This is a genomic window from Flaviflexus sp. (genome assembly GCF_041440645.1).
GTDB lineage: Bacteria > Actinomycetota > Actinomycetes > Actinomycetales > Actinomycetaceae > Flaviflexus.
In genome coordinates this window covers 18700-25024 of record NZ_JASDVN010000028.1, presented here as the reverse complement: position 1 = coordinate 25024, position 6325 = coordinate 18700, and the positions used below count along the sequence as shown (strand labels likewise).

Below are 6325 nucleotides of genomic sequence, written 5' to 3'. Positions count from 1 at the left end.
ACCCCTGCCACATAGTCTGACGCGCGACAGGGATGGAGCAAGCACCTTGTTGGCGACAAGAGACATCGCAGTGAGAGATTCTTTTTTCTCGACCGCGAGCGCGCGCCCCTACCTCGCTCCACACCCGAGATGGTGGGCGAGATACGTCCCGGTGATCGAGTCGGCGTGGTCCGCAATCTGCTCGGGCGTGCCAGTGGCGACGATGCGGCCACCCTGCTCTCCCCCGCCGGGACCCATGTCGATGACATAGTCGGCGCTGGCGATGAGGTCGAGATCGTGCTCGATCACGACAACGGTGATGCCGCGGTCGGTCAGCTTCTGCAACACCTCCAGGAGCGTGCGCACGTCGAGTGGATGCAAGCCGACGCTGGGTTCGTCGAGAACGACGAGTCCTTGGCTCTTCCTGCCTCTCATGTGGCTCACGAGCTTGAGGCGCTGCGCCTCACCACCCGAGAGTGCGGGAGTTGCCTGTCCGAGTACGAGATATCCGAGTCCCAGGTTCCCCAGTTCCTGGAGCTTGCGCCGCACCTTCGGCAGATCTGAGGTCAGCTCCTCTGCCTCCGCCACTGTCATGCGAAGTAGCTGCGGGAGCGAGATCCCGTTCCTCTCGTACTTGTCAGCCGCGGGAAGGAGCCTGCCGCCCTCGCACTCGGGGCAGACAATATCCACGTCGGGAAGGAATTGAACATCGAGCGAAACCTCTCCCGTTCCCTCGCACCGCGAGCACGAAAGAGAACCGGTGTTGTAGGAGAAGTCCGAGGCTGTCAGGCCATCGCTCTGCGCTGCGCTCGTTTCCGCGTACGCCTTGCGCAGCTCGTCCATGACTCCCGAGTAAGTCGCGACCGTGGAACGAACGTTGATGCCGATGGGGGTTGCATCGACAACATCTACTGTCAGTCCCTCCGGGGAATCAATGGAGGTGACGTGGTCCGGCATGGGCACATCCGCAGACAGCTGCGCCTTCAGTGCGGGCACGAGGGAATCGAGTATCATAGTTGTCTTCCCGGAGCCGGAGACACCGGTGATCGCCATGAGCTGGCCGAGCGGGATGCTGACATCGAGGGGTGGACCGTATGCTTCTGGCTCGTTGTCATGCGAAGCTCACCCGCCTCGAAAACCTCCTCGGGTTTGATCGCGGGACGCACGTGAACCGCATCTTCACCCGTGAGGAAGCCAGCCAGCTGCGAGTTGGAGGACAGGCCGAGCTCGGACGGCCTGGCTTGGGCGATGATCTCTCCGCCACCGGTGCCCGATCCCGGCCCGATCTCGATGAGCCAGTCTGCCTGCCGGAGGGCCTGCACGTCGTGGTCGACGAACACAACGGAGTTCCCGTCCTCCAACAGGTCCCTCATGACACCCAGAAGGCCATCGATCTTGGCGGGATGCATGCCGATGGAGGGCTCATGGAGCACATACAGGACCCCGGTTGTTCTGTTGCGAACGGACCTGGCGAGTTGAGCCCTCTGCCTCTCACCCGCCGACAGGGTTGAGCTGAACCGATCGAGAGGAAGGTAACTGAGTTCGAGGTCGATGAGCCTCTTTCCCATGTTCTCCATGGTTTCCACGAGCAACCCCGCCATCTCCCCCATCTCCCCGAGCAGGGATTCAGACATAGCTCGAACCCAGTCGAGCAGATCGCTCAGGGCAATAGCGGAGGCCTGCGCAAGGTTCACTCCATCTATCTCTGGTGCACGTGCCGCCTCCGAGAGCCTGCTCCCAGAGCGGGCTGGGCAGGTTCCTTCCTTGAGAAAACTGCTGACCCGGGAGAGACGCTTTTCGCTGTTGGCGCGCTCAAGCTCCTTCGTTACAGATGGGCGCGCGTTGCGGAACGTGAAGTCGAGCTCGCGGAGCCACTTTTTGCTCGTGACCGTGATGTGCTTCTTTTCTTCGGGACTATCCAGAACGCTGTCCTTCTCCCAGTCCTCAAGCTCGAGCCACGGCCCGTCCACGCGGACGCCATACTCTCAAACAATCTCGGATTGAACGTTGAAGCCAAACATCTGCCACGGCACAACCGCGCCCTCGGACAGGGTCTTCGACGAATCCGGAACAAGCGCCGCCTCGTTCACTGTTCTAGCAACCCCGACCCCCTGGCCCAGGAACGACGCAGCTCGCTACTCGAGCTAGGAGATCCCGACGGGGAGGTCGCAATCACCTACCAAGTCAAAGAACGCCTGCCTGACTTCTACCAGCATGCCCACCCTCGCCAGGCTCGTCAGATGGTAGCCGAGCTCGTGACACATTGCCTCAAACCAGCCATGCCACCCGAGATCCAACGCTTGGGTCGGACCCTGACAACCTGGTTTGGCAAGATCGTCAACTACCACCTGGCACACACCAGTAACGGACCGACCGAAGCCCTCAACAACCACATCAAACGCGTCAAACGAGTCGGCTACGGATTCCGGAACTTCCACAACTATCGCATCCGGGCCCTGCTCTACGCAGGCAAACCCAACTGGCGACTCCTCAAATCAATCACCATCCAATAACCTCCAGACCCCGCCAAAACCCGAAGAGCCCACATTCCATCTCCGCATGCGGCGTCTCGATGGAACCTGTCGCAGCCACGTGATCCTGCGGGTAAAATGAAAGATCCTGGCCGAAGCCAGGATCTTCACTTGGTACACCGTCAGGGACTCGAACCCTGAACCCACTGATTAAGAGTCAGTTGCTCTACCAATTGAGCTAACGGTGCGCGCAAGAAATAACAATACTCTGCCCCTCTCAGATTGATCAAACTGATAAGGGGTATTTTGGCTGTGAACTCGTACACAAAGGACATGGTCGGCACGGATGCTCGCCATGTGTGGCAATCTGAAGAGGTGACTGAATCTCTCGCCCCTCTGAACGACGCCCTCGACGATCTGGCCGATCGTTACGGAGATGATCCGCCTGCCGATGCGGTGTACGAGGCATTCCTTGGATGGGCGGAGTCAACGGGCAGGTCCCTCTACCCCCACCAGGAAGAGTCACTTCTGGCGGCACTCGAGGGCGATCACCTGATCGTGTCCACCCCGACCGGTTCCGGCAAGTCCATGATCGCGATGGCGGCGCTGTTCGTTGCGCTCTCCGAGGGCCGCTCCGGTTACTACACGGCACCGCTCAAGGCCCTGGTGTCGGAGAAGTTCTTCGACCTCATCGGGCTGTTCGGGGCAGCAAACGTGGGAATGGTGACGGGCGATTCCACGATCAACGCAGATGCACCCATCATTTGCTGCACGGCAGAGATCCTTGCCAACGTGGCGCTGCGTGAAGGAAAGGACGCGGATGCTGGCGTCGTGATCGCCGACGAGTTCCACTTCTTCTCGGAACCGGATCGTGGGTGGGCGTGGCAGGTTCCCCTCCTGGAGCTGACGAACTCTCAGCACGTTCTGCTGTCCGCCACCCTGGGCGACACCACCCATTTCGTGGAGGATCTCGGCAGGCGCACGGAGCGCAAGGTGTCAATCATCGATGATGCCGAACGTCCGGTGCCGCTGACCTTCACGTACTCACTCGAGACGGTCTCGGAAACAGTGAAGGAACTGGTGTCCACGCACCGCGCACCCGTCTACATTGTGCACTTCTCTCAGTTGGCGGCGATCAATGCCGCGACCGAGCTTCAGTCCGTGGCCATTGCAACGAAGGAGCAGAAGGCTCAGATCGCGGAGGCCCTGGGAGATTTCAGGTTCGGTCCCGGGTTTGGTGCGGTGCTGTCCAAGCTTCTCCGCGCCGGCATCGGCATCCACCACGCCGGCATGCTCCCCCGCTACCGTCGCCTGGTCGAACGCCTTGCCCAGCAGGGACTGCTCCGCGTCATCTGCGGGACCGACACCCTCGGTGTCGGCATCAACGTTCCGATCCGCACCGTGCTTCTCACAAGCCTTGCCAAGTTCGATGGCGAGAAGCAGAGGCAGCTAACTGCGCGCGAGTTCCACCAGATTGCGGGTCGTGCTGGTCGAGCGGGCTTTGACACCATGGGTGAGGTCGTTGTTCAGGCTCCCGAGCACGAGATCGAGAATGCGAAGGCGGAGGCCAAGGCGGCAGAGAAGAAAAAGAAACCTGTCAAGAAGAAGGCTCCCGAGGGGCAGGTCAACTGGACGCGATCAACCTTTGACAGGCTCATCAGCTCTCCCCCGGAGACCCTCGAGTCCCGCATGACCATCAACCACTCGATGATGCTGCAGATCCTGGCAAGGCCGGGAGATCCGGTCAAGACGGTCTACAAGCTCCTGACGGACAACTACGAGCCAAAGAGGGCATCGAACCCGCTCCTGCGCAAGGCAGTCGACATCTACACGTCCCTGCGTTCGGCCGGTGTCATCGTTCATCACGACCGTGACTGGCGGGATGCTCACCCCGGGGAGCCCGCCATTGCTCTTGCTCGCGAGGTACCCAGCGACTTTGCACTGAACGCTCCCCTGTCCCCGTTCGCACTTGCCGCCCTGGATCTCCTCGACAAGGAGTCCCCAACATTCGCTCTCGACGTCGTCTCGATCATCGAGTCCGTGCAGGAGGACCCACGGCCGGTTCTCATTGCTCAACGCAAGCAGGAACGCGATGTGGCGATGGCGGCGATGAAGGCGGAGGGGCTCGAGTACAACGAACGCATGGCCCGCCTTGACGAGATCACGTGGCCTCAGCCGCTCGCTGAGATCCTGGTTCCCGCCCTCGAGACCTATCGTCAAACCAACCCGTGGGTCATGGAGTACGAGCTGTCTCCCAAGAGCGTTGTGAGGGAGATGGTGGAGAACGCCATGACGTTCTCCGACCTCATTTCCCGCCACGATGTGGCGCGCAGCGAGGGCGTTGTTCTCCGGTACCTAACAGACACCTACCGTGCGCTCCGTCAGATCATCCCCGAGGATAGCCTGACCGATGAGCTCTCCGACATCATCACCTGGCTCGGTGAACTGGTACGCTCCGTCGACTCCTCCCTCATTGCCGAATGGGAGGCCCTGGCCGACGGCATCATCGATGATGCCGAGATCATGAACCACACGAGGATCCCGCAGGGCGGCACGGAGCGAGCCTTTGGTGCCCGCGAGGACGGCACGGTTCCCATCACTGCCAACATCCACGCCTTCCGCACGAGGGTCAGGAACTGGCTATGGTGCTTTGTGGAGGCCGCGGCGGACGAGGATGTGGATCGACTCGCCAGCATGTCCCATCCTCGCGTCTACGCGCCCTCTGTGGCGTTGGATGGGGATCGTTGGGACGAGTTCCTTGACGATTACTTTACGGATCACGAGTGGTTGGGAACCGATACGAACTCCCGCTCCTCCTCATTCATCACCTTCAACGAGGATCCGGACGTCGCGGACTTTGTCGATGCTGGTCTGACGCAGACGGATGCTGAGGAGGCCGCCTCGAAGAACATCTGGATCGTTCACCAGATCATTGACGATGGTGAGGATTCGAATGACGTCGAGTTCGTGGCTCTTGTCGATGTTGGTGCAAGCGAGCAAGCGGATGAGCTCGTTGCCTCTCTTGCTAAAACCGGAGACGTTGTCTAGCTAAGGAGCACCATGATCGCGGAGCGGTACCTGTCCCTCAAGTCCGAGGTTGACGAGGCCGGTCAAGGCGTTCGTATCATGCTCGCAGGCAAGCATCAGACCCCCGAAGCCATCACCGAGGCGCTTGAGGCTGGTGCCGACCTGCTGGGCCACAACATCATCCAGCAGCTTCAGGCCTCCGAGGAGACACTTGAACGCGGGATCCCGCACGAGGTCCACATGATCGGCCACGTCCAATCGAACAAGGCACGCACCGCGCTACGCTTTGCCGACACGATCCAGACCGTGGACTCCATGAAGACCGCGAAGCGGCTCTCCACGATGTGCGAGAGCCTCGGAGTCTCACGCAACGTGTTCATTCAGGTGAACTCGGCCAGAGCCGAATCCCAGTACGGAATCAATCCCGAGGATGCTCTCGAACTGGCCGACGGCATTGCCCAGCTCCCCCACCTCACGCTGACGGGACTCATGACGATCGGAGCCAACGTTCCCGAGGAGACTGAGATCCACAGGTCATTCGCAACCACGAGGGAGCTTGCTGAGACCCTCCGCGAGCGCGGCCACTCCTCGTGCACGGAACTGTCCATGGGAATGAGCGGTGACTGGCGGATTGCAGTCGCGGAGGGCTCCACCATGATCCGGGTGGGCAGACAGGTTTTTGGGGAGCGACCTCGGCCGTAGGTTTCCCTTTTCCATTGCTCGAGCAACTCGGCACCGAACTGGATCAGCTATGTCAACCTCTTGGTCAGAGGCTTCAAGGCCCGGGTTGGAAACCAAAAATGGAAAGATTGAAAGATTGAAGGACGTTGTGGTGGGGGGGGGGGGGG

5 protein-coding genes and 1 tRNA gene are annotated in these 6325 nt (G+C 60.6%); 3 read left to right on the top strand and 3 right to left on the bottom strand.

What is annotated here, in order from left to right; all coding sequences use genetic code 11:
- Window positions 1-108: 108 nt before the first annotated feature.
- Window positions 109-993: a hypothetical protein gene (locus tag QMB98_RS03900; protein ID WP_371684346.1), complete on the bottom strand. Its 885-nt coding sequence runs from the start codon at window positions 991-993 to the stop codon at window positions 109-111.
- Window positions 990-1949: a hypothetical protein gene (locus QMB98_RS03895; protein ID WP_371684344.1), complete on the bottom strand. Its 960-nt coding sequence runs from the start codon at window positions 1947-1949 to the stop codon at window positions 990-992. Before QMB98_RS03895 ends, QMB98_RS03900 begins: the two co-directional genes overlap by 4 nt.
- 93 nt (window positions 1950-2042) lie before the next feature.
- Here QMB98_RS03895 and QMB98_RS03890 point away from each other — a divergent pair, with 93 nt between their 5' ends.
- Window positions 2043-2492 carry a transposase gene (locus tag QMB98_RS03890; protein ID WP_371684348.1) on the top strand — a complete coding sequence of 150 codons (450 nt, stop codon included), beginning with the start codon at window positions 2043-2045 and terminating at the stop codon, window positions 2490-2492.
- A 130-nt stretch (window positions 2493-2622) separates the two neighbouring features.
- Here the strand turns inward: QMB98_RS03890 and QMB98_RS03885 are convergent.
- Window positions 2623-2698 (bottom strand) — tRNA-Lys (locus QMB98_RS03885).
- A gap of 85 nt (window positions 2699-2783) precedes the next feature.
- Here QMB98_RS03885 and QMB98_RS03880 point away from each other — a divergent pair.
- On the top strand, window positions 2784-5498 hold the full coding sequence (locus QMB98_RS03880) for a DEAD/DEAH box helicase (RefSeq protein ID WP_371684347.1): 2715 nt from the start codon (window positions 2784-2786) through the stop codon (window positions 5496-5498).
- A 12-nt stretch (window positions 5499-5510) separates the two neighbouring features.
- Entirely contained in the window at window positions 5511-6179 is a 669-nt protein-coding gene (locus tag QMB98_RS03875; protein WP_371684343.1) for a YggS family pyridoxal phosphate-dependent enzyme, read from the top strand.
- Window positions 6180-6325: the final 146 nt, after the last annotated feature.